20 protein-coding genes, 1 tRNA gene and 1 riboswitch are annotated in these 23439 nt (G+C 69.8%); of the genes, 14 read left to right on the top strand and 7 right to left on the bottom strand.

The features are described 5' to 3' along the window. Positions 1 to 12: 12 nt before the first annotated feature. The 10 genes from SLUN_RS16005 (at position 13) to SLUN_RS15960 (ending at position 11573) form a co-directional block, all read left to right on the top strand. On the top strand, positions 13 to 990 hold the full coding sequence (locus SLUN_RS16005) for a nucleoside triphosphate pyrophosphohydrolase (RefSeq protein WP_108149129.1): 978 nt from the start codon (positions 13 to 15) through the stop codon (positions 988 to 990). Further along, positions 987 to 2276: a cytochrome P450 family protein gene (locus tag SLUN_RS16000; protein ID WP_108149128.1), complete on the top strand. Its 1290-nt coding sequence runs from the start codon at positions 987 to 989 to the stop codon at positions 2274 to 2276. Before SLUN_RS16005 ends, SLUN_RS16000 begins: the two co-directional genes overlap by 4 nt. Positions 2277 to 2423: 147 nt before the next feature. Continuing rightward, positions 2424 to 3332, top strand: a complete 909-nt coding sequence (locus SLUN_RS15995) for a LysM peptidoglycan-binding domain-containing protein (protein ID WP_108149127.1) — start codon at positions 2424 to 2426, stop codon at positions 3330 to 3332. A gap of 298 nt (positions 3333 to 3630) precedes the next feature. Beyond that, a riboswitch (cyclic di-AMP (ydaO/yuaA leader) is annotated at positions 3631 to 3812 on the top strand. 4 nt (positions 3813 to 3816) lie between these two features. Beyond that, positions 3817 to 4488 carry a LysM peptidoglycan-binding domain-containing protein gene (locus SLUN_RS15990; RefSeq protein WP_108149126.1) on the top strand — a complete coding sequence of 224 codons (672 nt, stop codon included), beginning with the start codon at positions 3817 to 3819 and terminating at the stop codon, positions 4486 to 4488. A gap of 357 nt (positions 4489 to 4845) precedes the next feature. Further along, on the top strand, positions 4846 to 6129 hold the full coding sequence (gene eno / locus SLUN_RS15985) for a phosphopyruvate hydratase (RefSeq protein ID WP_108154777.1): 1284 nt from the start codon (positions 4846 to 4848) through the stop codon (positions 6127 to 6129). Positions 6130 to 6257: 128 nt separating this feature from the next. Further along, the gene (locus SLUN_RS15980) at positions 6258 to 6737 is read left to right on the top strand and encodes an FtsB family cell division protein (RefSeq protein WP_108149125.1); all 480 of its coding nucleotides are present in this window, start codon (positions 6258 to 6260) and stop codon (positions 6735 to 6737) included. A 52-nt stretch (positions 6738 to 6789) separates the two neighbouring features. Beyond that, on the top strand, positions 6790 to 7323 hold the full coding sequence (locus tag SLUN_RS15975; RefSeq protein ID WP_108149124.1) for a DUF501 domain-containing protein: 534 nt from the start codon (positions 6790 to 6792) through the stop codon (positions 7321 to 7323). Continuing rightward, complete coding sequence (locus SLUN_RS15970; protein WP_108149123.1) at positions 7320 to 8246, top strand: Ppx/GppA phosphatase family protein; 927 nt, start codon at positions 7320 to 7322, stop codon at positions 8244 to 8246. The genes SLUN_RS15975 and SLUN_RS15970 overlap by 4 nt, the downstream gene beginning before the upstream one ends. A gap of 389 nt (positions 8247 to 8635) precedes the next feature. Next, positions 8636 to 10018, top strand: a complete 1383-nt coding sequence (locus SLUN_RS15965) for an NAD(P)/FAD-dependent oxidoreductase (protein WP_108149122.1) — start codon at positions 8636 to 8638, stop codon at positions 10016 to 10018. Positions 10019 to 10283: 265 nt separating this feature from the next. Next, a complete protein-coding gene (locus tag SLUN_RS15960) occupies positions 10284 to 11573 on the top strand; it encodes a class I SAM-dependent methyltransferase (RefSeq protein WP_108154776.1) in 1290 nt (429 codons plus the stop codon). A 93-nt stretch (positions 11574 to 11666) separates the two neighbouring features. On the opposite strand, the gene SLUN_RS15955 is transcribed toward SLUN_RS15960, so the two are convergent. Both SLUN_RS15955 and SLUN_RS15950 read right to left on the bottom strand, forming a co-directional pair. Next, on the bottom strand, positions 11667 to 14213 hold the full coding sequence (locus SLUN_RS15955; protein WP_108149121.1) for an ABC transporter permease: 2547 nt from the start codon (positions 14211 to 14213) through the stop codon (positions 11667 to 11669). 65 nt (positions 14214 to 14278) lie between these two features. Further along, complete coding sequence (locus tag SLUN_RS15950; RefSeq protein WP_108149120.1) at positions 14279 to 15049, bottom strand: ABC transporter ATP-binding protein; 771 nt, start codon at positions 15047 to 15049, stop codon at positions 14279 to 14281. 364 nt (positions 15050 to 15413) lie between these two features. On the opposite strand from SLUN_RS15950, the gene SLUN_RS15945 reads away from it, so the two are divergent. Further along, positions 15414 to 15498 (top strand) — tRNA-Leu (locus SLUN_RS15945). Between the two features lie 161 nt (positions 15499 to 15659). Next, positions 15660 to 16529 carry a Bax inhibitor-1/YccA family protein gene (locus tag SLUN_RS15940; protein ID WP_108149119.1) on the top strand — a complete coding sequence of 290 codons (870 nt, stop codon included), beginning with the start codon at positions 15660 to 15662 and terminating at the stop codon, positions 16527 to 16529. 125 nt (positions 16530 to 16654) lie between these two features. Here the strand turns inward: SLUN_RS15940 and SLUN_RS15935 are convergent, their stop codons facing one another. Continuing rightward, positions 16655 to 16885, bottom strand: a complete 231-nt coding sequence (locus SLUN_RS15935) for a DUF4287 domain-containing protein (RefSeq protein ID WP_108149118.1) — start codon at positions 16883 to 16885, stop codon at positions 16655 to 16657. 99 nt (positions 16886 to 16984) lie between these two features. Here SLUN_RS15935 and SLUN_RS15930 point away from each other — a divergent pair, with 99 nt between their 5' ends. Continuing rightward, positions 16985 to 17302, top strand: a complete 318-nt coding sequence (locus SLUN_RS15930; protein WP_108149117.1) for a hypothetical protein — start codon at positions 16985 to 16987, stop codon at positions 17300 to 17302. A 16-nt stretch (positions 17303 to 17318) separates the two neighbouring features. Here SLUN_RS15930 and SLUN_RS15925 read toward each other — a convergent pair whose 3' ends face one another. The 3 genes from SLUN_RS15925 to SLUN_RS15915 all read right to left on the bottom strand — a co-directional run bounded on the left by SLUN_RS15925 (position 17319) and on the right by SLUN_RS15915 (position 20887). Next, on the bottom strand, positions 17319 to 18161 hold the full coding sequence (locus SLUN_RS15925) for a hypothetical protein (RefSeq protein ID WP_175313344.1): 843 nt from the start codon (positions 18159 to 18161) through the stop codon (positions 17319 to 17321). 332 nt (positions 18162 to 18493) lie between these two features. Continuing rightward, positions 18494 to 19714: an acetyl-CoA C-acetyltransferase gene (locus SLUN_RS15920; RefSeq protein WP_108149115.1), complete on the bottom strand. Its 1221-nt coding sequence runs from the start codon at positions 19712 to 19714 to the stop codon at positions 18494 to 18496. Between the two features lie 180 nt (positions 19715 to 19894). Then, complete coding sequence (locus SLUN_RS15915; RefSeq protein ID WP_108149114.1) at positions 19895 to 20887, bottom strand: SGNH/GDSL hydrolase family protein; 993 nt, start codon at positions 20885 to 20887, stop codon at positions 19895 to 19897. A gap of 156 nt (positions 20888 to 21043) precedes the next feature. Here SLUN_RS15915 and SLUN_RS15910 point away from each other — a divergent pair, with 156 nt between their 5' ends. Beyond that, a complete protein-coding gene (locus tag SLUN_RS15910; protein WP_108149113.1) occupies positions 21044 to 22432 on the top strand; it encodes a cystathionine beta-synthase in 1389 nt (462 codons plus the stop codon). 343 nt (positions 22433 to 22775) lie between these two features. On the opposite strand, the gene SLUN_RS15905 is transcribed toward SLUN_RS15910, so the two are convergent. Then, the gene (locus tag SLUN_RS15905) at positions 22776 to 23195 is read right to left on the bottom strand and encodes a hypothetical protein (protein ID WP_108149112.1); all 420 of its coding nucleotides are present in this window, start codon (positions 23193 to 23195) and stop codon (positions 22776 to 22778) included. Between the last annotated feature and the right edge of the window lie 244 nt (positions 23196 to 23439).

The raw sequence follows: 23439 nt of genomic DNA, 5'->3' as shown, positions 1-23439 counted from the left end.
TAGGTTCGACGGGTGACCACCGAAGCACCCGCACCCGGCCGAATCGTCCTGCTCACCGCCAGCCACCGCGTTGCGCCGGGTCTGCTGTCCTGGCCCGCGTGGCAGACGCTGCACGCCGCCGACCAGGTGCTGTGCGCCGACGACGCCCACCCGCAGCTGCCGTATCTGCGCGAGGCCGGGATCGGCGTGGAGATCGTGGACATCACGGCCGGTACCGCCCGGGAGCTGGTCGACGCCTGCGCCGGAGGCCGCACCGTCGTCGTCCTCCCCTCCGGCGAGGGCGACCAGGCGCTGACCGACGGGCTCGCCCGGCTGGCCGGGTCGGGGCGGGTGCAGATGCCGGATCTGGAGCTGCTGCCCGGCTCGTACGATCTGCCCGGCGCGCGCCTCCTCGACCTCGTCCAGGTCATGGACCGGATCCGCGCCGAGTGCCCCTGGTCCTCGCAGCAGACGCACAAGGGCCTCGCCAAGTACGGCATCGAGGAGGCGTACGAACTCGTCGAGGCGATCGAGGACGGCGACCGCGACGAGCTCCGCGAGGAGCTCGGGGACGTACTCCTCCAGGTCGTCTTCCACGCGCGCATCGCCGAGGAGGACGAGGACGCCCCCTTCTCCGTCGACGATGTCGCCGCCACGATCGTCGAGAAGCTGATCCACCGCCACCCGCATGTCTTCGGCGACGAGAGCGCCGAGACGCCGGAGGACGTGAAGGCGCACTGGCTCCGTACGAAGGCGATCGAGAAGCAGCGGGACTCGGTGACGGACGGCGTCCCGCTGGGCCAGCCCGGCCTCGCACTCGCCGCCAAGCTCGCGAGCCGGGTCCGTAGCGCCGGCCTCGACGTCCCGCTCCCCGCCGGTGAGGGCATCGGCTACGAACTGCTCGCCCTCGCTGCCCGCGCCGAGGCGGCCGGCACCGACCCGGAGGCCGCCCTGCGCGCCGCCGCCCGTGCCTACCGGGACGCGATCCGCGCCACCGAGGGGCAGGCGTGAGCGCTCAGCCCGAGCTGTTCACCTGGGAGTTCGCCACCGACCCCTACCCGGCGTACGCCTGGCTGCGTGAGCACGCCCCCGTACACAGGACGCGGCTGCCCAGCGGGGTCGAGGCCTGGCTGGTGACGCGGTACGGCGATGCCAAGCAGGCGCTCGCCGACCAGCGGCTGTCCAAGAACCCGGTGCATCATGCCGAGCCCGCGCACGCCAAGGGGAAGACGGGGATCCCCGGCGAGCGCAAGGCCGAGCTGATGACGCATCTGCTGAACATCGATCCGCCGGACCACACCCGGCTGCGGCGGCTGGTGTCGAAGGCGTTCACCCCGCGCGTCGTCGCCGAATTCGCGCCGCGCGTGCAGGAGTTGACGGACCGCCTCATCGACGGCTTCGCAGAGAAAGGGGAGGCGGACCTGATTCATGAGTTCGCGTTCCCGCTCCCCATCTACGCCATCTGCGACATGCTCGGCGTCCCGCGCGAGGACCAGGACGACTTCCGCGACTGGGCCGGGATGATGATCCGGCACGGTGGCGGGCCGCGTGGCGGTGTCGCGCGTTCCGTGAAGAAGATGCGCGGCTATCTCGCCGAGCTGATCCACCGTAAGCGGGAGGATCCGGGCGACGACCTCATCTCGGGACTCATCCGTGCCAGCGACCACGGCGAGCATCTGACGGAGAACGAGGCCGCGGCGATGGCCTTCATCCTTCTCTTCGCGGGCTTCGAGACGACGGTCAATCTCATCGGCAACGGGGTGTACGCGCTGCTGCGAAACCCCGGTCAGCGGGAGCGGCTCCAGGCCTCCCTCGCCGCGGGGGAGAGTGAGCTGCTGGCCACCGGTGTCGAGGAGTTGCTGCGGTACGACGGACCGGTGGAGCTCGCGACCTGGCGGTTCGCCACCGAGCCGCTCAGCCTCGGCGGGCAGGACATCGCGGCGGGCGATCCCGTACTCGTCGTACTCGCGGCGGCGGACCGCGACCCCGAGCGGTTCGCGGACCCGGACACCCTGGACCTCACCCGGCGCGACAACCAGCACCTCGGGTACGGGCACGGCATCCACTACTGCCTCGGGGCGCCGCTCGCCCGGCTGGAGGGCCAGACGGCCCTCGCGACCCTGCTCCGCAGGATGCCCGACCTGCGGCTTGCGGGAGATCCGGCCGATTTGCGGTGGCGTGGGGGGCTCATCATGCGTGGATTGCGTACTCTGCCCGTTGCTTGGGGGTCTGGGGGTCCCCCCGGGAGGTCGACTGCGGCACACCCGGACGGATCTGACGAGCTTTCAGGACTGTGACTTTCACGTTATCTCCGCTGTATCGACTTGTGACTTGCGTGTGAATACGGCTACGTTCACCGTCGTCCCACCAGTCACGTCGGTTACGTGAGTCAGGTCCGTAATCACGTCTGCAGTCACGTCTGTAGTCACGCGAAAGGCAACCGCATGCGCTCCGGGAACGGACGGCACCGCCGACCCCGCCAGGCTCCGGCCATCGTCGTCGCGGCAGGGGTGACGGGATCGGCCATCGCCATTCCACTGCTCGGCGCGGGGTCGGCCTCCGCCGCCGACGCCGCCACTTGGGACCGCGTCGCGGAGTGCGAGAGCGGCGGCATGTGGAGCGCCGACCTCGGCAACGGATACTACGGCGGCCTGCAGTTCTCGCCGGAGACCTGGCAGGACTTCGGCGGCACGGCGTACGCGCCCAGCGCCGACCTCGCCAGCCGCTCCCAGCAGATAGCCGTCGCGCAGAAGGCCCTCGACGCACAGGGTCCCGGGGCGTGGGCCGGTTGCGCGGCCCTCGCCGGGCTGACGAACGACGGCGCCGCGACCGGCGTCGACCCGGGCGCCATGCCGACACCGGGGCAGGGCGCCCCCACCGAGCCGGCCGCGCCCACGACGCCGCCCTCCGCCGAGCCGTCCAGGACGGCGAAGGCCTCGAAGCCCGCCACGGCCACTCCGGACTCCACCGAGGCCGGTGCCGACGCGAATGCCGACAGCGGCAACGGCAAGCACCGCGGCACCCCCGTCGAGACGGCCGAACCCGGCAATACGACTGAACCCGGCAATACGGACAACGAGCGCGAAGCCGGCCGCCACGCCTCGCGAGGTGACGGTGCGGCGCGCGACGGAGCGGGCAGTACGGACGAGACAGGCGAAGCCGGTCAGGCCGGCAACGCGGACGCGGCGCCCGGCGACTACACGGTCCGCGCCGGTGACAGCCTGTGGTCCATCGTCGACGAGCAGAAGCTGCCCGGCGGCTGGTCTGCGCTCTACAAGGCGAACGAGAAGACCATCGGCGGCGATCCCGACCTCGTCCTCCCTGGCCAGAGCCTCGATCTCGGCCGGAAGTAGCCGCAGTCCGGGCGCAGTTCGGGCGCGGCGCGGGCGGCGGTTCGCGGGCTTATGTCCGAGTCTGTCCAAGTGAGACAAGGGTCTCTTTGTCCCAACTGCCGCATCTCGCCCGGCGGAACCGTACATTCCGCCCCTCACCTGCGGAAACGGATGTTCCGCAAGGGGCAGGATGGGCGTTTTCTCCCCGATGTTCGCCTTTGAACATCGGGGAGCGCTGTGTCTACGGTCTGAACCGCTCGCCATCGCGGGCACCACTGACCGTCACGCCGAATCCTGCCGTCGGTCGGGGGGAGCAGTCGTCGCGAAAGCGCCGAAGGCAGGAGCGGGGGACCCAAGGTAAGCGCCGGGCCCGGCTGTTGAGAGACGTACGCAACGGCCAAGGACCGGCTTGGGGTGAAGCCGCGCGCTAGGACGCGCGGCCGGGCAACTCACTTGGCCCGAACCCGACAGCTCACCTCGTAGGCGTCGGTGAGGAGAGAGTTCCATGCTGTTTTCCAGCAAGGCAAAGCACCGCCGCCCGTCCAAGGTCACCCGTATCGCCGCCCTCGCCGGTATCACCGGTGCGGCCGTCGCCGTCCCGCTGATGGGCGCCACCTCGGCCTCCGCCGCGACGACCGCCGAGTGGGACCAGGTCGCGCAGTGCGAGTCCGGCGGCAACTGGTCGATCAACACCGGCAACGGCTACTACGGCGGCCTGCAGTTCTCGGCCTCCACCTGGGCCGCGTACGGCGGCACCGCATACGCCTCCAGCGCCGACCAGGCCTCCAAGTCCCAGCAGATAGCGGTCGCCGAGAAGGTCCTGGCCGGCCAGGGCAAGGGTGCCTGGCCGAGCTGCGGCGTCGGCCTGTCCAACGCCGCGAACGACGCCGGCTCCGCCGCCGCGCAGCCGAAGGCGCAGCCCGCCCCGAAGCGCGCCGAGGCTCCCACCACCCGTTCCGAGCGCCCCGCCGCCCCGGCGAAGTCCGCGAAGCCCGCCAAGGCCAAGGACGTCAAGAAGGGCGACGGCGAGTACAAGGTCAAGGCCGGCGACACCCTCGGCAAGATCGCCGAGGCCGAGAAGGTCAAGGGCGGCTGGCAGAAGCTGTTCGACCTGAACAAGGACATCGTCGACGACGCCGACGTGATCTTCCCGGGCCAGCAGCTCCACCTGAGCTGACCCGAGGACCCGAGGACCCGGAGCCCCAGGACTCCGGTGGACCCGGCGGCCCACCGAACCCTGCGGACCCTGCGGACCCCCGTCCCCCACAGCCACCCCGGTCCGGCGCGCATTCCCCCGTACGCGCCGGGCCGGGGTTCTGCCTGTCACGGCCACGCTCGCGCCTGCCGGTCACCCCTCCTCGGCGTTACCGACAGGTAGTTCACCTGCCGTTTGTCCGGCGTCGCGAGTCTTCGGGCCCTTTTTCGTCCCAGCGGGCGGGCATCGGCCGGCCGATGCCCGCCCGCCGGATAGGCTCATGGCGCAAGGCCAAAGAGACCCTGCACTTCAAGCGTCACATCCCAGAAGGAGATGCTCGTGCCGTCCATCGACGTCGTCGTAGCCCGGGAAATCCTGGACTCCCGAGGCAACCCCACGGTCGAGGTCGAGGTTGGCCTCGACGACGGCAGCACGGGCCGTGCTGCTGTTCCGTCCGGCGCCTCCACCGGTGCGTTCGAGGCTCTTGAGCTCCGTGACGGTGACCAGAACCGCTATCAGGGCAAGGGCGTCGAGAAGGCCGTTCTCGCCGTGATCGAGCAGATCGGCCCGGAGCTCGTCGGTTACGACGCCACCGAGCAGCGTCTGATCGACCAGGCGATGTTCGACCTGGACGCCACCCCGGACAAGTCCTCCCTCGGCGCCAACGCCATCCTCGGCGTCTCCCTCGCCGTCGCGCACGCCGCCTCCGAGGCCTCCGACCTGCCGCTCTTCCGCTACCTCGGCGGCCCGAACGCGCACCTGCTGCCCGTTCCGATGATGAACATCCTGAACGGCGGCTCGCACGCCGACTCCAACGTGGACATCCAGGAGTTCATGATCGCGCCGATCGGCGCCGAGTCCTTCTCCGAGGCCCTGCGCTGGGGCGCCGAGGTCTACCACACCCTGAAGAAGGTCCTGAAGGAGAAGGGGCTCTCCACCGGCCTCGGCGACGAGGGCGGCTTCGCGCCGAACCTCGACTCGAACCGTGCCGCGCTGGACCTCATCCTCGAGGCCATCAAGCAGGCCGGTTACGCCCCCGGCCAGGACATCGCGCTCGCGCTCGACGTCGCCGCGTCCGAGTTCTACAAGGACGGCACGTACCAGTTCGAGGGCAAGTCCCGCTCGGCCGCCGAGATGACCGAGTACTACGAGGACCTCGTCGCCTCGTACCCGCTGGTCTCCATCGAGGACCCGCTGTTCGAGGACGACTGGGCCGGCTGGAAGGTGCTCACCGACAAGCTGGGCGCCAAGGTCCAGATCGTCGGCGACGACCTGTTCGTCACCAACCCCGAGCGTCTGGCCCGCGGCATCGAGGAGGGCTCCGCGAACGCCCTGCTCGTCAAGGTCAACCAGATCGGTTCGCTGACCGAGACCCTCGACGCCGTCGAGCTCGCCCAGCGCAGCGGCTTCAAGTGCATGATGTCCCACCGCTCCGGTGAGACCGAGGACGTCACCATCGCCGACCTGGCCGTCGCCACCAACTGCGGCCAGATCAAGACCGGCGCCCCGGCCCGCTCCGAGCGCGTCGCCAAGTACAACCAGCTGCTGCGTATCGAGGAGATCCTCGACGACGCGGCGGTGTACGCGGGCCGCTCGGCGTTCCCGCGGTTTCGCTCGAACTGAATAAGCTCGAACTGAAACAAGAGGAGGCAGGGGCCGTTCGCGCTCCTGACGCCCTGTCGTCCGTACGTCCCCGGCCACGGTCCCGTACCGTGTCCGGGGACGTACGCGCGTAAAGGGGAGGCGAGACCATGGCACGCAAAGGGGACCAGGACCGGTTCTCCACCTCGACCAGGCTGCGGCTGCTCGGTGAGCAGACCGCCGCTCGCGTCTACCGTTCGCAGAACCGCAGGCAGGCCCGCCGCTCCCGGCTCACCGGCCGGGCGGCGTTTCTGGCCCTGGTGGTCTGCTCGCTGGTCGTCGCGCTCGCCTACCCGATGCGTCAGTACGTCTCCCAGCGCTCCGACATCTCCGACCAGGAGCGCCGGATGGACGAGGCCAAGCAGCAGGTCGAGCGGCTGAGGGACGAGAAGGCGCGGCTCCAGGACAACCTGTACATCCAGCGCCTGGCCCGTGAGCACCTGCACATGGTGCTGCCGGGCGAGACCGGATACACCGTGATCGACCCGGAGGCCGCCGAGCAGCGCAGTACCGACGAGGGGACGGCGGACCGCCCCTGGTACTCGAACGTCTGGGACGGCGTCGACCACGCCGACCGCAACAAGCAGTAGCAGCCCGTAGAAGCAGTAGCGGCAGTAGAAGCACCGCTGGAACAAGGCAGGCATGGAAACCCCTCCTCCCACCACCGCACCGACCGAGCCGACCGACGCGGACATCGCCGCGTTCAAGCAGCAGCTCGGCCGCCCGCCGCGCGGACTGCGCGCGATCGCGCACCGCTGCCCGTGCGGACAGCCGGACGTCGTCGAGACCGCGCCGCGGCTCCCCGACGGCACCCCCTTCCCGACGCTGTACTACCTGACCTGCCCGCGCGCCGCGTCGGCGATCGGCACGCTCGAGGCGAACGGCGTCATGAAGGAGATGACCGAGCGCCTGGCGACCGATCCGGAGCTGGCCGCCGCGTACCGCGCCGCCCACGAGGACTACATCACGCGCCGCGACGCCATCGAGGTGCTGCAGGGCTTCCCCAGCGCGGGCGGTATGCCCGACCGGGTGAAGTGCCTGCACGTACTGGTCGGCCACTCGCTCGCGGCCGGCCCCGGGGTCAATCCGCTGGGCGACGAGGCGATCGCGATGCTGCCCGAGTGGTGGAGCAAGGGCCCGTGCGTGGCACCTTGTGAAGAAGGGGACAAGAAGTGACCCGGGTCGCCGCAGTCGACTGCGGTACGAACTCCATCCGGCTGCTCGTCGCCGACGCGGACCCGGAGACGGGCGAGCTGATCGAACTCGACCGGCGGATGATCATCGTCCGCCTCGGCCAGGGTGTGGACCGGACCGGGCGGCTCGCGCCCGAGGCGCTGGAGCGCACCTTCGCCGCCTGCCGCGAGTACGCCGACGCGATCAAGGAGTACGGCGCGGAGAAGATCCGCTTCGTGGCCACCTCCGCCTCGCGCGACGCGTCCAACCGGGACGAGTTCGTACGAGGGGTGCTCGACATCCTGGGCGTCGAGCCCGAGGTGATCACCGGGGAGCAGGAGGCGGAGTTCTCCTTCACCGGCGCCACCAAGGAGCTCACCGGGCGCACCGACCTGGAGAAGCCGTACCTGGTCGTGGACATCGGCGGCGGCTCGACGGAGTTCGTCGTCGGCGACGGCCATGTCCGCGCCGCGCGCTCCGTCGACATCGGCTGCGTACGGCTGACGGAGCGGCACGCCCCGAGCAGCCCGGCGACCCCGGGGCAGATCACCGCGATCCGCGCCGACATCGACGCGGCTCTCGACGTGGTGGAGGAGAGCGTCCCGATCACCGGGGCGCACACCCTGGTCGGGCTCGCGGGTTCGGTGACCACGGTGGCCGGCATCGCACTGGACCTGGAGACGTACGACTCGGCGGCGATCCATCACGCGCGGATCTCCCTGGAGCAGGTCCAGGAGATCACCGGCGCGCTGCTCAACTCCACGCACGACGAGCGCGCGGCGATCCCCGTGATGCACCCGGGCCGGGTCGACGTGATCACCGCCGGGGCGCTCGTCCTGCTCACGATCATGCAGCGGACCGGGGCGCGGGAAGTGGTCGTCAGCGAGCACGACATCCTCGACGGGATCGCCTGGTCCATCGCCTGACGGGCCCCTCGGGGACCGCCTGACGGCCCTCGGGCGACCCTACGGCGACCGCCTCGCGACGAACTTCGTGAAGTTCTTCACAAGGAAAAGGGCCCTGATGGGTGCTGCGGGGGGCCGAAAGCCCCCCGCCGCCCGTCCCTTGGGCTCCGGAGCGCACATTCCGGGCGGTTCCACGGGTGTTACGGCGGCGTGAACCGGGCCCGTGGTCCACTCGGGGCGACCCCTTAGGGCCAGCTCACGAGGGGTGAACAACGTGTGCCACCCCACCGTGGTTCCCCTCGGGCGCCATGACCTCGATCACGGCGGCCGCGCAGTGTAGCAGAGGTGGGTCCATAGCTTGTGAAGGGGCTCACGAGCACCCCCTCCTAGGGGGGTGGATACTCGATGGCATGAGCACCACGGAGCGTCCCAGGATCCTCGTTGTAGGCGGTGGGTACGTAGGCCTGTACGCAGCTCGACGCATTCTGAAGAAGATGCGTTACGCGGAAGCGACCGTCACGGTCGTGGACCCGCGCTCGTACATGACGTACCAGCCCTTCCTCCCCGAAGCTGCCGCCGGCAGCATCTCGCCGAGGCACGTCGTCGTACCGCTGCGACGCGTACTGCCCAAGGCCGAGGTGCTCACCGGTCGCGTCACCACCATCGATCAGGACCGCAAGGTCGCCACGATCGCCCCGCTGGTCGGCGAGGCGTACGAGCTGCCCTTCGACTACCTGGTCATCGCGCTCGGCGCGGTCTCCCGTACCTTCCCGATCCCCGGCCTCGCCGAGCAGGGCATCGGTATGAAGGGCATCGAGGAGGCCATCGGCCTGCGCAACCACGTACTCGAGCAGCTGGACAAGGCCGACTCGACGACCGATGAAGAGGTCCGCCGCAAGGCGCTGACCTTCGTCTTCGTGGGCGGCGGCTTCGCCGGCGCGGAGACCATCGGCGAGGTGGAGGACCTGGCGCGGGACGCCGCCAAGTACTACACGAGCGTCAAGCGCGAGGACATGCGCTTCATCCTGGTCGACGCGGCCGACAAGATCCTTCCCGAGGTCGGCCCGAAGCTGGGCCAGTACGGCAAGGAGCACCTCGAGGGCCGCGGCATCGAGATCTACCTCTCCACGTCGATGGACTCGTGCGTGGACGGTCACGTCGTGCTGAAGAACGGCCTCGAGGTCGACTCCAACACCATCGTGTGGACGGCCGGCGTGAAGCCGAACCCGGCGCTGGTGCGTTACGGCCTGCCGCTGGGCCCGCGCGGCCACGTCGACACCACGACGACGCTGCAGGTCCAGGGCACGGACTACATCTGGGCCGCGGGCGACAACGCCCAGGTCCCGGACGTGGCGGCCCGCAAGGCCGGCGTCGAGAACGCCTGGTGCCCGCCGAACGCCCAGCACGCGCTGCGCCAGGCGCGGGTCCTCGGCGACAACGTGATCTCCGGTATGCGCGGCTTCCCGCAGAAGAAGTACGAGCACGCCAACAAGGGCGCGGTGGCCGGCCTCGGCCTGCACAAGGGCGTCGCGATGATCGTCATGGGCAAGGTGAAGATCAAGCTCAAGGGCCGGCTGGCCTGGTACATGCACCGTAGCTACCACGGCTTCGCGATGCCGACGTGGAACCGCAAGATCCGGGTCTTCGCGGACTGGACGCTGGCGATGTTCCTCAAGCGCGAGGTGGTCTCCCTCGGTGCGATGGAGTCGCCGCGCGAGGAGTTCTACGAGGCGGCGAAGCCGGCCCCGGCGGCGTCGGCCGCGAAGCACGAGGCGGAGAAGGCGAAGGCCTAGGCCCTGTCCGCCTGAGTACGTGTCACCCCCGAAGGGGCCGTCCGCCATCCGTGGTGCGGGCGGCCCCTTCGGCATGCGCGGGACTTTCGCCCGCGCCCGGTACGGGGCTCCGGCACGTGCATGCGGGCATGTATTTTTCCCGGATCTTGCCTGACGCGGGGAAGCGGGCACGGCGGTCGCATTGTTCACTGAATTGCACCATGCGGCCCATTGCGGGCGTGGCGTGGAGCAGTTCTGGGGAAACACCGTCACGGAGGTGTGCGCCATGGCCGACGCCGCGCTGCGGCTGACCACTCTTGCCGAGGAGTTGCTGGGAGCCAGTCTCCCGGTCCGTATCCGGGCCTGGGACGGCAGTGAATCCGGCCCCCCGGGAGCTCCTGTCCTTGTCGTCCGGCACCGGCGCGCGCTGCGCCGGCTTCTGTGGCGGCCGGGGGAGCTCGGGCTCGCCCGGGCCTGGGTCGCCGGGGAGATCGACGTCGACGGCGATCTGTACGAGCTGCTCGACCTGCTCGCCGGGATCGTCTGGGAGCGCGGCGAGCAGGGGAAGAAGACCGTCCACCCCGTCCGCGACCCCCGGCTCCGGGCCGCCGTGCGCGGGCTGCTGAGGATCGGTGGCGTACTGCCCCCGCCGCCCCCGCCCGCCGAAGAGGTCCGGCGGCGCGCCGGGCCGCTGCACACCAAGCGCCGCGACAAGAAGGCCATCAGCCACCACTACGACGTCGGCAACGACTTCTACGCGCTCGTGCTCGGGCCGTCCATGGTGTACTCCTGCGCCTACTGGGAGGACGGCGGGAGCCTCGAGGACGCCCAGCGCGACAAGCTCGACCTCATCTGCCGCAAGCTCGCCCTCAAGGAGGGCGACCGGCTCCTCGACGTCGGCTGCGGCTGGGGCTCGATGGCCGTACACGCCGCCCGTGAGTACGGCGCCCAGGTCACCGGCGTCACCCTCTCCCGGGAGCAGGCCGCCTATGCCCGCAAGCGCATCGCCGAGGAGGGCCTCACCGACCGGATCGAGATCCGCGTTCAGGACTACCGGGATGTCAGGGACGGTCCGTACGACGCCGTTTCCTCCATCGGCATGGCCGAACATGTCGGCATCGTCCACTACCACGAGTACGCCGACCAGCTCTTCTTCCTCCTCAGGCCCGGTGGCCGGCTCCTCAATCACCAGATCGCCCGCCGCCCCGAGCGTGACGAATCCGCCTACCACGTCGACGAGTTCATCGACCGGTACGTCTTCCCGGACGGCGAGCTCGCCCCCGTAGGACGCACCATCACCACCCTCGAGGAAGCGGGCTTCGAGGTGCGCGACGTCGAGTCGATCCGCGAGCACTACGCCCTCACCCTGCGCCGCTGGGTCGAGAAACTGGAGGCCGACCGGCGCCGGGCGACGCGGCTCAGCACCCCCGGCCGTGCCCGCGTCTGGCGGCTCTACATGGCCGCGTCCGCGGTCTCCTTCGAGCGCAACCGGATCGGCGTCAACCAGATCCTGGCCGTGAAGACCCCGGAGAGCGGTGCTTCCGGGCTGCCTCTGCGAGCCCGTACCTGGAACTGAGCCCCTGGATCCGAGTCCCGCCGTACGAGGGCGCACGCAAGGGGCCCCGCGACCGACTCCCGGTCGCGGGGCCCCGATGCGTACAGCGGGGACCTATTCGGTCTTGATCGCCGTCAGCATGTTCAGCCGCGCCGCACTGCGGGCCGGCCACAGCGCGGCCAGCACGCCGACCACCCCGGCCAGCAGCAGGAAGATCCCGATCCGCTCCCACGGCACGACCAGCGCGTACCCGGGGATCTCCGACCTGATCGTCTCGCCGATCGCCCAGGCCAGGAAGGAGCCGAGTCCGACACCGATCACCGCGCCGAAGAGCGAGATCACCACCGCCTCCAGGCGGATCATGCGCTTGACCTTCCGGCGGTCCAGGCCGATCGCCCGCAGCATGCCGATCTCCTGCTGGCGCTCGAAGACCGACATCGCGAGGGTGTTGATGACACCGAGCACCGCGATGATCAGGGCCATCCCCAGCAGCCCGTACATGATGTTCAGCATGGTGTTGATCATGCCGCCGAACATGTTCCGGATGTCCTGCTGGTCCATGATGCTCATCGCCGGGTTGTCACCCAGCGCGTTCACCAGCGCCTGCTCGTTCGCCGCGCTCGCGCCGCCGTCCATCTTCACCCAGATCTCGGGGATGTACGGCTTCGGCTCGAAGGGAGCGACCAGGGACGTCGACACCACGACCGGCGAGAGGAACTCGTTGTCCTGGTAGACCGCGCCGACCGTCAGGTTCTTCGTCTCCGCCTTGCCGCCGTCGGTGTCGTCGCCGAACTTCACCGGCAGCGTGTCGCCGGTCTTCCAGCCGTTCGACTTCGCGGTCTTCTCGGCGACCGCGATCTGGCCCTGGCCGAGCGTGGCCATGGAGCCGGAGACCGTCTTCAGGTCGAAGACCTTCTCCACATCCCCGGGGGTGACCGCCGAGGCGGAGTGGAACTCGTCCTTGATCTCCAGCGAGGTGGACTGCTGCGGGGAGACCGCGCTGACACCCTTCGCCTTCTCCAGCGCGGTGAGCGCCGACTTGTCGAGGGCGTCAGTGCCGGCCATGGCCACCATGTAGTCGGCGCGGATGTTGTCCGTGGTCATCTTGTCGATGGCCTGGCCCAGCGTGACACCGAGGGTCGTGAGGCCGGTGACCAGGGTGAGGCCGATCGCCAGCGCCGAGGCGGTGGCTCCGGTACGGCGCGGATTGCGGACCGCGTTCTGGCCGGCCAGCTTGCCGGCAACCCCGAACACCCGGTTCAGCAGGGGCCGCGCCAGCGCGATGACCGGACGGGACAGCAGCGGGATCAGCACGATGATGCCGATCAGCGACAGGAACGCGCCCGCGCCGATGAGCATGCGGCCATCGCTGCCGGCCGCCGCCGCACCGCCGAGGATGCCGGCCATGCCGAGCAGCGTGATCACGCCGCCGATGGAGTTCCGTACGACCAGTGACCTGGTGGTCGCCACCGCGTGCACGCTGCTCATCGCCGCCACCGGCGGGATCTTCGCGGCCCGGCGGGCGGGCAGCCACGCGGCGAGCACGGTGACCAGTACGCCGACGGCGAGCGCGGCGAGGACCGCGGTGGGTGAGACGACCAGCGGCCCCGCGGGCACCTTCGCGCCGAAGGAGCCCATCGCGGAACGCAGTCCGGTCGCCAGACCGATTCCGAGGACGAAGCCGATCACGGAGGCGAGCGCGCCGACCACGAGCGCCTCGAGCATCACCGAGCGCTTGACCTGCCGGCGCGAGGCGCCGACGGCGCGCATCAGCGCCAGCTCCCTGGTGCGCTGGGCGACCAGCATGGTGAAGGTGTTGGCGATCAGGAAGACACCGACGAAGAGGGCGATGGCCGCGAAGGAGAGCAGCATCGTGTTGAGGTTGGACAGGCCCTGCTCGATCTCCCTGGCCTGGTCGTCGGCGAGCTGCTTGCCGGTCTGCGCCTCGGCGTCCTTGGGCAGCAGCGGCCCGACCGCGTCCAGGATCTTCTGGTCGGAGGCGCCGGCCGCGGCGGTGATCGTGACGTCCTTGAAGAAGCCGGGCTGCAGATAGAGCTTCTGGGCGACCGGGGTGTCGAAGAGGACCAGGCTGCCGCCCGCGTTGACGGCGCCGTCCTCGGTGGTGAAGACACCGGAGAGGGTGTACTCCTTCACCGGACCGTTGGTGGCGACCCGCACGGTGTCCCCGACCCGGTACTTGCCCTTGTCCGCCGAGTCCCGGTCGAGGGCGATCTGACTGTCCTTCACCGGGCCCGAGCCGTCGGTGAAGCTGTACTGGGCGTCCTTGCCGTCCTTGCCGGGGGCGAAGTTCGCGCCGGTGTTGGACCAGCCGTTGCCGATCAGCTTGCCGTCCTGGTCGGCGACCCCGGCGAAACCGGAGACCCGCCCGGTGGCGCCGGCGACCCCGTCCAGACCCCGGATCTTCTCCAGGGTCTTCGTGTCGACGCCGGCGTTCTTGCCGTCGCTCTGGCTGGTGTGGGTGGTGACGGCGACCGCGACGTTGTCGTAGCTCTTGGCCGACTGCTTGCGGTAGGCGTTGCCGAGGGTGTCGGTGAAGACCAGGGTGCCGGAGACGAAGGCCACGCCGAGCATCACGGCGAGTACGGTCATCAGCAGCCTGGCCTTGTGCGAGAGCACATTGCGCAGGGCGGTACGGAACATGTCTGTGTCAGTCCTGGTGTGAGAGCCGGGGATCCGGCGCCGGAGGTTTACGGGTCAGCGGTCGGTCAGCTGGTCCGGCCCTTGGCGTCGAACTCCTTCATCCGGTCGAGAACGCCGTCCGCGGTGGGGTGCAGCATCTCGTCGACGATCCGCCCGTCCGCGAGGAAGATCACCCGGTCGGCGTAGGAGGCGGCCACCGGGTCGTGCGTGACCATGACGACGGTCTGGCCCAGCTCCCGTACGGAGTTGCGCAGGAAGCCCAGCACCTCGGCGCCGGAGCGCGAGTCCAGGTTTCCGGTCGGCTCGTCACCGAAGATGATCTCCGGCTGCGAGGCCAGGGCACGGGCGACTGCGACGCGCTGCTGCTGGCCGCCGGAGAGCTCGGTGGGGCGGTGGCTCAGCCGGTCCTGCAGGCCCACCATCTCGATGACCTGCTGCAGCCACTGCTTGTCGGGCTTGCGGCCGGCGATGTCCATCGGCAGCGTGATGTTCTCCAGACCGGTCAGCGTCGGCAGCAGGTTGAACGCCTGGAAGATGAAGCCGATCTTGTCCCGGCGCAGCTGGGTCAGCTGCTTGTCCTTGAGCGACCCGAGCTCGGTCTCACCGATCCGTACGGACCCGGAGCTGAAGCTGTCCAGGCCGGCCACGCAGTGCATCAGCGTGGACTTGCCGGAGCCCGACGGGCCCATGATCGCGGTGAACTCCGCCTGCCGGAAGTCCACGGTGACCTGGTCCAGCGCGACCACCTGGGTCTCGCCCTGTCCGTACACCTTGGACAGATCCGTGGCGCGGGCGGCCACTGCGGTGGCGCGGTGAGCGATGGGGGTGGTGGTCACGAGGAGGGCTCCTGTCGCGGGGTTCTGCGGGGGACAACACCATCCTGTCGGCCGCTCGGCCGCGGATCGTCAGCCGCGGTGCCCGTTCCCGGGGCCCTCTTGGGTCGGACCGTACGGCCCGTTCCTCCTCCTTTGGTATGACGGCGTCCCTGAGAAGGGCCGAGGGTGACGGGCGGCGAGTTTCCGTCAATCCGGGGTACGTGGGGCGGTGGCCGTGAGCCGTGCAGGGTGGCTGTGAATACCCGGTTACCTGCACTGACGCACCCTCAGGCGCCAATAGAATAAGACAACATCGGGCCATGGCCCGGCTGATCGGGTGATCCGCACGGATAGGCTCATGTGCCAACGCGGAGCCGCGCGCCATGCCCGGATGGTGGAACGCAGACACGGCGAGCTTAAACCTCGCTGGCCTTCGGGTCGTGCCGGTTCGAGTCCGGCTCCGGGCACCATTTCGCCCGCCGAGCCTGCCTTCCCGGCCCCGGCGGGACGCGATCCGCACTGCGGCGACGGTCACGATCTCGGAAAGATCCTCCCCGAGCACTAGGGTGTTCCTTTTGCCCTCGCATTACTCTTGCCTCAAGGCTGCGCAGGGTGGCCATGGAGGAGTGAGATGAGGAGTAGCAACCCGGTCTTCTCGCGACGGGGGTTCAGCCGCGACAACGGCTACGCGGGGTTCAACGCGCAGCAGCCGCAGGCCGGGGGCCCCGCCGTAGGAACCAGCCCCTACACGCAGGGCGCGGGCAACCCGTACGCGACCAACCCGTACGCGCCCGCGGACACGCAGGCGCCCGCGCGCGGCAATGTGATGACCATCGACGACGTGGTGGCGCGTACCGCCATGACGCTCGGTACGGTGTTCGTCACCGCCGCCCTCGCCTGGTTCCTGCTGCCGGTCGACGAAGCCAATATCGGCAAGTCGTACGGCATCGCGATCGGCGCGGCCCTGGTGGCCTTCGTCTTCGCGATGATCCAGGCCTTCAAGCGCAAGGCGTCGCCCGCGCTGATTCTGCTGTACGCGGCCTTCGAGGGTGTCTTCCTCGGAGTGATCTCCAGCGCGGTCTCGACCTATGTCTCGGCCGGTGCGGTCCCGCAGGCGGTGCTCGGCACCATGTCGGTCTTCGCCGGCGTGCTGATCGCGTACAAGCGGCGCTGGATCCGCGTCAACCGCCGCTTCTACGGCTTCGTGATGGCAGCGGCCGTCGGCTTCCTGCTGCTCATGGTCGTCAACCTGCTGTTCTCCGCCATCGGTGGCGGTGACGGTCTCGGCTTCCGCAGCGGCGGCCTCGGCATCCTCTTCGGTGTCATCGGCGTCATCCTCGGTGCCTGCTTCCTCGCCCTCGACTTCAAGCAGGTCGAGGACGGCATCACCTACGGCGCTCCGCGCGAGGAGTCCTGGCTGGCGGCCTTCGGCCTCACCATGACGCTGGTGTGGATCTACCTCGAGTTCCTGCGGCTGATCTCGATCCTGCAGGGCGACTAGGCCGTGTCTGACGAATAGCGCCGTCCGCCCGCAGGGCGGGGTGCGCGGCGTCCGGCGTCGCGAAGGGCCCGTAGGCAGCAGCCTGCGGGCCCTTCGGCGTTCTCGCGGACCTCGTTCTCGCGGGCCTAGAGCAACTTGCGCGCGGCGCGCCTCAGGTCGTACTCATGAATGATCGCTTTGGCATGTCCGTAAGCGAGGTCGTGTTCGCTGCGGAGCCAGCTGACCTTCTCCTCGAAGCGGAAAAGGGATGGTCCTTCATCGACTGTGCGGAGCCAGTCGGTGATCTCACGACCGGTGCAGTGAGGGATTCGGGAGAGCAGATTTCGATGGGTCTCATCGGAGAAGACTTGGGACATCGGCGCCTCCGGACGCGTTGCGCGTGTGCTCCTTCACGCCACCGTGCCTCAGCGTTCGCGTATTGGCAACAGTGTCGTGGCAGCGCGTAGGGTCGCGGCGTGCTTGATACGACTGAGCTGACAGCCGCCGTGGACCGCTTCGCCGACCGGCTGCGGGCCGCTCCGCAGACCCGGCTGCAGCGCGGCGCCGCCGCCGAAGCACTGGCGCTGGCCCGGGAGTTGGCGCTGCGGGCGCAGCGGATCGAGGCGCCGGACAGCCCGCCGCTGATCATGCCCGACGCGGGCATCTTCGCCGTGGGGGATCAAGTCGCGGTCGCCGGGAATGATTTGGCCGAGGCATTGAGAAAGGCCTCGCCGGAAGATCTGGACGAGGCCCTGGCCCTGGTGCGGGAAGCCGCGCGGCGGGCCCTGGGGTGACGTCGGCGCGCGACGGTCAGTGCGAGGCGATCACGCGGTCCGCGAGAACGTAGACGCTCTCCTCGCCGCAGGCGAAGGTCAGGGCGTACGCGCCGGAGACGCCGGAGCCGCCCAGCAGCACCGGGGTGTCACCCCCGCGCAGGGCGTCGGCGAGCCGCTCGGCCGTCTCGCGGTGGCCGGGGGTCATGCAGAGCGTCGTGCCGTCGGCGAAGACGTACACATCGAGCGTGCCGAGCGGGCCGGGGCGTACGTCGGAGAGCTCGGTACGCGTCTCGGCGAGCTCCTCGAGGCGAGCCACCGTGCGCTCGTGGTCGGTGACCACCGGGGTCTGGACCGGAACGAAGTCGGGGTGCGAGGGGTGCCGGCGGCGGGCGGCGGCCAGTTCGGGGGAGTCCTCGGCGAACTCCGTCACCTCGGGCAGGTCCGCCAGGTCCTCCAGCGCCTCGGCCGCCTCGAAGTCCATTGCCTCAAGGCCCACGAAGTCGGCCTGGCGCGGGACGTAGAAGGGCAGCTCGTCGCCGGGGGCGCTCAGGCCGCCGAGCAGGGAGGCAGAGGCCTCACCGGCGAAGCGGGAGGAAGTGTCCGCGGCGTCGCGGGACTCCTGCGCGGCCCAGAAGGCGCGCGCCTCGGCGAGCTCGCGCTCCCGTTCCTCGGCGAGTGCCTCGGCGACGGCGGCGCGTATCTCGGCGGCGGGGGTGCTTCGGGCCTGCGGTACGACGGCCGTACGGCGGGTGCCGTGCGTGGTCGCGAGCTCGCTGCGCAGGGTGGTGACCTGCTTGCGCAGTCCGTGTGCGGCGTGCAGGGCAGCGGCGCCCACGGCCGTGGCAGCGGCCGTGGTCAGCAGCAGGGCAATAGACATGGCGCTCACTGACGTACTCCCGGTTTCAATCGATCCCCCCGACTTCCTACATCAGCTTGCAGTGAGTCCGCGCCCCCTGTCAGTGCATTACGTCACGAAATGGACAGGACTTTGGGTCTGGTGTTTAACCCGAATGTGGCCCTGACCTGCGTAAATGCCTCTCCCCCAGGAGATAGGTCACATCCTGGGGGAGATTCAGTCACGAACAGGGCTCCACGGAGCCCGAAAGCTGCCTCAGTCTAGGCGCTCGCCCGTCTCTTCCCGGCGCTTCCCGGCCCGGTTCAGCCCGGCGCAGCCCGGTTCAGCCTGGTTCGGCTCAGGCGCAGTCCGGTTCAGCTCAGGCGCTCGATGACCATCGCCATGCCCTGGCCGCCGCCGACGCACATGGTCTCCAGACCGAACTGCTTGTCGTGGAACTGCAGGCTGTTGATCAGCGTGCCGGTGATCCGCGCGCCGGTCATGCCGAAGGGGTGGCCGACGGCGATCGCGCCACCGTTGACGTTGACCTTGTCCAGGTCCAGGCCGAGGTCCCGGTAGGAGGGGATGACCTGGGCGGCGAAGGCCTCGTTGATCTCGGCCAGGTCGATGTCGTCGATCGTCAGGCCGGCGCGCTTCAGCGCCTGCTTGGACGCCTCGACCGGGCCGTAGCCCATGATCTCGGGCGAGAGGCCGGAGACACCGGTGGAGACGATCCGCGCCAGCGGGGTCAGGCCCAGCTCGCGCGCCTTGGTGTCGGACATGATCACGAGGGCGGCGGCGCCGTCGTTGAGCGGGCAGCAGTTGGCGGCGGTGACGAAGCCGTCGGGGCGGAAGACCGGCTTCAGGCCCTGCACGCCCTCCAGGGTGACGCCCGCACGCGGGCCGTCGTCCTTGGAGACGACCGTGCCGTCCGGGGTCGTCACCGGGGTGATCTCGCGCTCCCAGAAGCCGTTCTTGAGGGCTTCCTCGGCGAGGTTCTGGGACCGTACGCCGAACTCGTCCATGTCCTGGCGGGTGACGCCCTTGAGGCGGGCCAGGTTCTCGGCGGTCTGCCCCATGGCGATGTACGCGTCGGGGACGAGGCCGTCCTGGCGGGGGTCGTGCCAGTCGGCGGCGCCGTTCTCGGCCACGGAGGCGGTGCGGGCCTCGGCCTCGGCGAAGAGGGGGTTGTGCGTGTCCGGGAGGCTGTCGGAGTTGCCCTTCACGAAGCGGGACACCATCTCGACACCGGCCGAGATGAACACGTCGCCCTCGCCGGCCTTGATGGCGTGCAGCGCCATGCGGGAGGTCTGGAGGGAGGACGAGCAGTAGCGGGTGACCGTACATCCGGGGAGGTGGTCCATCCCCATCTGCACGGCGATGATCCGCCCGAGGTTGTGGCCCTGCTCGCCGCCGGGGAGGCCGCAGCCGAGCATCAGGTCGTCGATGTCCTTGGGGTCGAGCTCGGGGACCTTGGCGAGCGCGGTCTGGATGATTGTGGCGGTCAGGTCATCGGCGCGCAGGTCCTTCAGGGAGCCCTTGAAGGCCCGGCCGATGGGTGAGCGGGCAGCTGAGACGATCACGGCTTCGGGCATCACGGCTCCATGAGGGGGAGTGGGCAGGACTGTCTGGGAAGTTACCCGTACGTAGGGGCTGGGTCACGGGTCGTGCTGTGTGATGCGGGCCTCTTTTCTAAGCGCCCGCTCAGTTCCCGTACCCCGTTACCCGGGCAGGGGAACCCGCACCGGGCAGGAGTCCGCGCCCCCGTGCCCGGGTCAGGTGCCCCCGGCATCCGATGCTGCCGGTTCCGTCGTGGGGGTCGGGGTGGGCAGGCGCCTCCTTCGACGGTGCTTCAGCAGGGCCCACGGCCCCCTCGCCGCCGTTACCTCCGTGCCCGCCTCCGCCGCCGCCGTCGCCGCAGCCTTCGCCACCGGCAGCATGCCCTCGTGCCGGTCCGCGTCCAAGTGGTCCGATTCCGGCCACAGGCCCAGCACCGCGCACAGCGTCGGCAGCATCGCCATCGCCGCCGTCGCGTACCCCTCCGCCGACGGGTGGTAGTTGTCCGCGCCGAACATCTCGCGCGGGTTCGCCGCGAACTCCGGGCCCAGCATGTCGCCCAGCGAGACGGTACGGCCGCCCTGTTCGACGGCGACGATCGTCTGGGCGGCCGCGAGCTGGCGCGAGACCCGGCGGGCCAGCCACCGCAGCGGCTGGTACACCGGCTCGATCGTGCCAAGATCCGGGCACGTGCCCACCACCACCTCCGCACCCGCCGTACGCAGCCTGCGCACCGCGGAGGACAGATGGCGGACGGACTGCGTGGGCGGCATCCGGCGCGTGACGTCATTCGCGCCGATCATGATCACGCAGACGTCCGGCGTACGGGTCCGGTCCTCGAGCAGCTGCGTAACCTGGCGTTCCAGGTCGTCCGACATCGCGCCCGGCAGCGCGACATTGCGCAGCTGCACCGGCCGCTCCGCCACCGCCGCCAGTCCCGACGCGAGCAGCGCCCCCGGCGTCTGGCCCGCCCGCCGGACCCCCTGCCCGGCCGCCGTCGAGTCCCCGAGCAGGCCGAGACGCAGCGGACCGGTGTGCCCGAAGGCCAGCCCGTACGTCCCGTCACCGCGCGGCGGGACCGGCGCCCTGCCCCCGCCCACCGAGCGTTTCGCCAGCTGGACCTCGGCCAGCACCACCCCTACGGCCGCCGCTCCGAGCAGCCCGATCCCGCCACCGCCGTAGGCAGCGCCCGCGGCGATGCGTCGTGCCACCCTCGCCCTCGACCACCACACAGTCCGAGCCACCTCCTCGTAGCCACCGCGTCGCCGTATTCGGTCATCAGCTAACTGCCCCGTAGCCACAGTCGCCCAATCCCGCGCTCGTCCGCTTACGCTGGCCGCATCACTACGGAGACCCCGGAGAACATTGTGCGCATCCACGACTCGATGATCAGTCTTGTCGGCAACACACCGCTGCTGAAGCTGAACAACGTGACCGCAGGCATCCAGGCGACGGTCCTGGCCAAAGTCGAGTACTTCAACCCAGGCGGGTCGGTGAAAGACCGCATCGCCCTGCGCATGATCGAGGCGGCCGAGCAGAGCGGCGCGCTCCGGCCCGGCGGCACGATCGTCGAGCCGACCAGCGGAAACACGGGCGTCGGACTTGCCATCGTGGCCCAGCAGAAGGGCTACAAGTGCATCTTCGTCTGCCCGGACAAGGTGTCCACGGACAAGATCAACGTGCTCCGTGCCTACGGCGCCGAGGTCGTCGTCTGCCCGACGGCCGTCGACCCCGAACACCCCGACTCGTACTACAACGTCTCCGACCGGCTGGTGACCGAGACCCCCGGCGCCTGGAAGCCCGACCAGTACTCCAACCCCAACAACCCGCGCTCGCACTACGAGACCACCGGTCCTGAGCTGTGGGACCAGACGGACGGGCGGATCACCCACTTCGTCGCGGGCGTCGGCACCGGCGGCACGATCTCCGGTACCGGCCGCTATCTCAAGGAGATCAGCGACGGCAATGTCAAGGTCATCGGCGCTGACCCGGAGGGCTCCGTGTACTCGGGCGGCTCCGGCCGGCCCTACCTCGTCGAGGGCGTGGGCGAGGACTTCTGGCCGACGGCGTACGACCGGACCGTGACCGACGAGATCGTCGCCGTGTCCGACAAGGACTCCTTCCAGATGACGCGCCGCCTCGCCAAGGAGGAGGGGCTGCTCGTCGGCGGCTCCTGCGGCATGGCCGTGGTCGCCGCGCTGAAGGTGGCCGAGGGGCTCGGCCCCGACGACATCGTCGTCGTCCTGCTGCCGGACAGCGGCCGCGGCTACCTCAGCAAGATCTTCAACGACGAGTGGATGGCGGACTACGGCTTCCTCGAGGGCGAGGGCGTGTCCGCGAGCGTCAGTGATGTCCTGCGCGACAAAGAGGGCGGCAAGATCCCGAGCCTGGTGCACATGCACCCGGAGGAGACGGTCGGCGAGGCGATCGAGGTGCTGCGCGAGTACGGCGTCTCGCAGATGCCGATCGTGAAGCCCGGCGCGGGACACCCGGACGTGATGGCCGCGGAGGTCATCGGCTCGGTCGTCGAACGGGAGCTGCTGGACGCGCTGTTCACGCAGCGCGCCGCGCTGACGGACCCGCTGGAGAAGCACATGTCCTCGCCGCTGCCGCAGGTCGGCTCGGGCGAGCCGGTCGCCGACCTGATGAAGGTGCTCGGCGAGGCGGACGCGGCGATTGTGCTGGTTGAGGGCAAGCCGACGGGTGTGGTGAGCCGTCAGGACCTGCTGGCGTTCCTCGCCAAGGGCGGCAAGTAGCCGCGGGAAGACGCCCTTTCTCGAAAACGGTACGAGCGCGACACGTACGCGCAGCACCCGCTTAACACGCGTCCGGCACATTGGTGGATGTCGGCAGGGGGACCGGGCAGGTAACCCGGCCGGCACCCACAGCGGCGTCTAGGACAACCGGAGCGGCTCCCGGAACTCCCAAGACGCCCTGGACGCGGCGACCGGCCCTGACCCGGGACCGTGTCCCACGCGGGGACCGCCGTCGTCCCGCCCCCCGGTTCGCCGGGGGTGCGGCGGTTCCCGCGCACAGCCTTTTGCCGGGGCTCCGCCCCGGACCCCGCTCCTCAAACGCCGGAGGGGCTGAACAAGAGGGCTAGTCCTCCCAGTCGGACTTCTCCGACCGGTGGCGGCGCATCCAGGGCCAGCCCTTCGCCGCGTGGACCGCGTTCACGCCGACGATGCCGATCCAGGCCACGATCAGGCCCTCGAGGTCGGCGTTCACCACGGCGATCGCCGACAGCGGGATGGCAAGGATCATCGAGATGATGCCGAAGCCGAAGCGCTCCCCGAAGTTCGCCTCCCCGGACTGCGGCGAGCGGGCGCCGCGGGCGACCACCATCTGCTGTTCGGCGAGTTGGCGCCGCACGCGGCGGTCCACCGAGCCGTCCAGGCGCTGTTCGACCTTCTCCAGGAAGGACTCGACGAGCGCTGAGTCGTAGTCTTCGCCCAGCTCACGGCGGGCATGCAGGGTGGCGGCGAGCTCTTTCTCGAGCTCAGGGTCGCGGGCTTCCATAACCGTTCACGCTACGGGCGCGGGGGCAGCGCGTCAGTGGGGCTAGCCCCACTGTTCTCCCCCCTGGGTGCACCCCCCGGCCACCCGTCAGCTTCCCTTGTTGGCGGTCCTGACGATGCCGTGCTGCTTCGCCCGGTCGTTCGCCACGTCCTCCGGGTCCTTCTCGCTTGTTCACTGCGTCGAATTTGATCATCGGTCGTCCCTTGCCCGGCCTGCATATCGTCATGCAGAGTTCTCGGTGACT

The organism is Streptomyces lunaelactis (genome assembly GCF_003054555.1).
Lineage (GTDB): Bacteria > Actinomycetota > Actinomycetes > Streptomycetales > Streptomycetaceae > Streptomyces > Streptomyces lunaelactis.
Note: the sequence above shows the minus strand (reverse complement) of the source record. Positions and strands in the feature narration are given on the sequence as shown.

What these genes read in the sequence shown, in the direction of transcription:
- SLUN_RS15990 (WP_108149126.1), top strand. Translation starts at nt 3,817, where the DNA reads ATGCTGTTTTCCAGCAAGGCAAAGCACCGCCGCCCGTCCAAGGTCACC.
- SLUN_RS15995 (WP_108149127.1), top strand. Translation starts at nt 2,424, where the DNA reads ATGCGCTCCGGGAACGGACGGCACCGCCGACCCCGCCAGGCTCCGGCC.
- SLUN_RS15925 (WP_175313344.1), bottom strand. Translation starts at nt 18,161, where the DNA reads ATGTCTATTGCCCTGCTGCTGACCACGGCCGCTGCCACGGCCGTGGGC.
- SLUN_RS15940 (WP_108149119.1), top strand. Translation starts at nt 15,660, where the DNA reads ATGAGGAGTAGCAACCCGGTCTTCTCGCGACGGGGGTTCAGCCGCGAC.
- SLUN_RS15905 (WP_108149112.1), bottom strand. Translation starts at nt 23,195, where the DNA reads ATGGAAGCCCGCGACCCTGAGCTCGAGAAAGAGCTCGCCGCCACCCTG.
- SLUN_RS15935 (WP_108149118.1), bottom strand. Translation starts at nt 16,885, where the DNA reads ATGTCCCAAGTCTTCTCCGATGAGACCCATCGAAATCTGCTCTCCCGA.
- SLUN_RS15965 (WP_108149122.1), top strand. Translation starts at nt 8,636, where the DNA reads ATGAGCACCACGGAGCGTCCCAGGATCCTCGTTGTAGGCGGTGGGTAC.
- SLUN_RS15980 (WP_108149125.1), top strand. Translation starts at nt 6,258, where the DNA reads ATGGCACGCAAAGGGGACCAGGACCGGTTCTCCACCTCGACCAGGCTG.
- SLUN_RS15975 (WP_108149124.1), top strand. Translation starts at nt 6,790, where the DNA reads ATGGAAACCCCTCCTCCCACCACCGCACCGACCGAGCCGACCGACGCG.
- SLUN_RS15960 (WP_108154776.1), top strand. Translation starts at nt 10,284, where the DNA reads ATGGCCGACGCCGCGCTGCGGCTGACCACTCTTGCCGAGGAGTTGCTG.
- SLUN_RS15920 (WP_108149115.1), bottom strand. Translation starts at nt 19,714, where the DNA reads ATGCCCGAAGCCGTGATCGTCTCAGCTGCCCGCTCACCCATCGGCCGG.
- SLUN_RS15955 (WP_108149121.1), bottom strand. Translation starts at nt 14,213, where the DNA reads ATGTTCCGTACCGCCCTGCGCAATGTGCTCTCGCACAAGGCCAGGCTG.